The 3,234-nt window shown below is 65.2% G+C and carries 3 protein-coding genes; 1 reads left to right on the top strand and 2 read right to left on the bottom strand.

Going from position 1 to position 3,234, the window contains the following annotated elements; genetic code table 11:
- Nucleotides 1-101: 101 nt before the first annotated feature.
- Nucleotides 102-1,799 (bottom strand): potassium channel family protein, encoded by a 1,698-nt coding sequence (locus ACESMN_RS01050; RefSeq protein WP_373051729.1) that lies wholly within the window; start codon nt 1,797-1,799, stop codon nt 102-104.
- 7 nt (nt 1,800-1,806) lie between these two features.
- Nucleotides 1,807-2,190, bottom strand: coding sequence for a DUF6394 family protein (locus ACESMN_RS01045; RefSeq protein ID WP_373051728.1), 384 nt, complete (start codon nt 2,188-2,190; stop codon nt 1,807-1,809).
- A 481-nt stretch (nt 2,191-2,671) separates the two neighbouring features.
- Here ACESMN_RS01045 and ACESMN_RS01040 point away from each other — a divergent pair, with 481 nt between their 5' ends.
- Entirely contained in the window at nt 2,672-3,160 is a 489-nt protein-coding gene (locus tag ACESMN_RS01040; RefSeq protein WP_373051727.1) for a DsrE family protein, read from the top strand.
- Nucleotides 3,161-3,234: the final 74 nt, after the last annotated feature.

Here is a 3,234-nt window from a genome sequence, read left to right as displayed (position 1 = left end):
CTAGCGGCCCAGGACTTCGCTCCTCGCGATGACGGATTAACCAGCATCGCCCTACGGTAGCATCAGATGCGTGGCAGGCGGTATCTGCGTCTGCCGATGGCTCAGGATCTCGCTGCGCGCATGCGGCGCCAGATCCAGCCCTGGGGACGTTCCATCCCGGTGAGGAGCAGGTCCAGCGTGGACGGGTGCCGCAGGACGCGGCCAAGCCGGTGGACGGCGCACGGCCGGCCCGCAAACAGGATGTGGTCCCCCGCTTCCAGCAGCGTGTCGTCGGGTGGCGCCAGCAACGTCTCCGAACCTGAACTGCGGTGCAGCATCAGCGACACGCAGGGCACCCGTGCTTCCGGTTGGCCCGGGAAGACCAGCAGTTGGCCCAGGGACACCGCTTCCCGTTTCAGGCGTTCTGACAGCGCGGGTGCCTGCGCCTCGGAGATCTCGACGGCCCACACCGCCGGTACCCGATCGTCGGTCGCGGCGCCGATCCGGCTGAGCAGCTCGTTCGCCCAGTCCGCATCGTGCTCGCGTGACCGGACCAGGAACTGGGGGAGCAATGGTGAAACGAGATGGGAGAGGACGGACTCGGCCAGGATCTCGCTGTGGCGCACCACCATGTCCACCCGGCCGGCCTCGAACAGGATGCCGTTGTCGTCGCGGTTCTGCCGGCCCACCATGAAGAGCTTGGGATTGAGTTCGTGGGCGGTCATCAGGATCGACAGGTTGTTGCTGTCCCCGTTGGTGCCGGCCACGATGCCCGCAGCCGATTCGACTCCGGCCTCCTGGAGGGTGTCCGCCTCGGTGCCGCGACCGCGCACGCAATCCTCACCGCAGCCCGTGCCCTCGGGGTCCGCCTCGACGATCGTCACCTTCACCCCTTCGCGCGCCAGGCCGGCGTTTGCCGCCTTGCCGAACCGGCCATAGCCGCAGAGGATCCAGCGTCCGTGCGGCGGGTAGACCGGCATCGGCAGCTCGTTTCCGGGCACGCTGCTGAGCCACTGGTGCAGCAGGTGATGCGCGGGCGAGTGGACGGCCAGTGCCAGACGGTCTCCGAAGACCTCGAAGGGGTCGATCACTTGGTCGGTTCCGAAGGAACGCATGTTGCGCTCGGTGTCGCTGCTCTGGGCGCGGCAGATCACGGGTAGCCGGGGGTTCAGGAGTTTCGCGGTGATGGCGATCTTCAGGTTCACTTCGTCGCTGTCCGTCAGCGCCACCACGCCCTCGCAGAAGGGGTTCGAGACACCCGCTTTCTCGAGCTGACCGGATTGGCTCGCGTCTGCGCTGAGGCCGGGCACGTGGATGTCCATGGTCGAGAGGGCAAGATCGTTGATGCGATTCTGATCGCTTTCGATCACAACGACGCGCTTGCGCCGCTGCTGCAGCGCGTGAACGAGCAGGCTGCCGGTATCCCCGTAGCCGCAGACGATCAGGAACGGCGCGTGCAGGCGGCGGATGCTGCGGTCGAAGGCCTGCCGGCTGACGGCCAGCTTGAAGGGCGGATCCTGCATCAGACTCAGGATCTTTCCGATTGCGTAGAGCCAGGCCACCACCGACAGGAAGATGGTGAGGCTGGTCCACATCCTCTGCCCCTCGCTGAAGGCGTACGGGATCTCGCCGAAGCCGATGGTCGTGGCCATGTAGCTCACGAAATAGAAGGCATGGAAGAAGTCCATGCGCCAGGGCTCGCCCTGGTCGTCCACGCCAGGGATCAGGACCAGGCCGGTGACAGAGATCGCATAGGCGAAGATCAGCGCCAGCAGCGGCGCCCGCATGCGCCGCAGAAACAGGAAGAGCACCTTGTCCATGCCGGTGTCAGCGGCGCAGGTTGACGGTATCCGCGATCAGCAGCACCACGGAGATCACGTTGGCCACGACCGCTCCGGCCGCCAGGGACACGATGCTCGACATCATCGTCGGGCTCAGGCCGGCGGCGCTGATGTTGCCCGCATAGCCCCACACCAGCGCGGCCGCCAGCAACTGGAGGACCGCAACCAGCGAGGTCGCGAGCAGCAGCGCGCCGGTCTGGGTGCGGTCACCGAACTTGAGCACGGTTGCGACGAGGTTCACCACGATCGCGGCGAACAGCTCCCAGACGTTGTGGTGGGCGGGATTGTCTATCTCGCCGAGCACGAACCCGAAGTTCAGCGTCAGCGCCAGGATGATGAAGAACCCGAAGACCACCTTTTCCAGATTCATGACTGTCCCCTTGAGTTGTTGTCGTGGCGGCGAGTTTCGGGCTGCCGATTGCGGCGGCAGTCGCCATCCCGAGCAAGGAAAACCGGGGCCCGCCCGGCCCACCCGGGGCATGCCCCGCAGCCGCGCGCGCACCGTAGCGGGGCCTTGCGCTCCATCATAGGCCGTCGATCTCTCCGGCGCCGTCTGGAGGATTTGCAGCGCCCGTGCGCGGGGTCGGACCTTTACTGTTCACCGCGCTTCGCTCGCGATGACGGATCGCATTGTTCGATTCCCCCGGGACCTTGCGCGGGTCGCCGGAATTATAGGAAAGCACTGATCAATGCGCTCGTCATTGCGATGACGGATTGATCAGCGTTTCCATAGCGGGGGCGCCCGCTGGCCGACGGGGGAATTCATGCGCGTCCCGACCCGTCGAAGAGTGAGCGGTATTGTCAATGTGCATTCGGGCTGCGACTCATGAAAAATGAGTGAGGAGAGTGAGATGGCTCCAGGAACTTCGAGTATTTTCGCAAGTGTGATCCTCCTGCTGTTTCTGTCCGTTCCGGCGCAGGGCGCGGATTCCGCGCCCTGGGGGCAGGCGGTTGTCGATCCGATTGACTACGCACCGCAGAAGGTGGTCTACGACGTCGCGCAGGGCGATCTGGAGCGCTTCGAGCGGATTCTCGACCGCGTGAGTTTTCTGAACAACCTGTACGAGGCCGATCCGTTCGAGGCGTCGATCGTGCTGGTGCTGCACGGGGATGAGATCCGGTTCTTCGGAATCGAGAACCATGACGAATTCGGCGAACTGATGCGACGCGCACAAAGCCTCACGGTCTCTGGCCCGATCGAGTTCCGGATGTGCCGGGTGGCCGCTCATGAACGCGGCTTCGACCCCGAGGACATCCATGGTTTCGTGCGCATGGTGCCGATGGCGGATGCCGAGATCATCCGCCTGCAGCAGGAAGAGGGCTACGTGTTCATGCAGTGATCTGCAGGAGCGCGTGCAGGAGCGGCCTCCGGCCGCGATGGGCTTCACGGGCCGATTGCGGCGCCGGTGGGAGC

Origin of the sequence: Thioalkalivibrio sp. (assembly GCF_041690275.1) — a bacterium.
Lineage (GTDB): Bacteria > Pseudomonadota > Gammaproteobacteria > Ectothiorhodospirales > Ectothiorhodospiraceae > Thioalkalivibrio.
The sequence above is the reverse complement of the archived record's forward strand: the minus strand, read 5'-3'. Positions and strand labels throughout refer to the sequence as shown.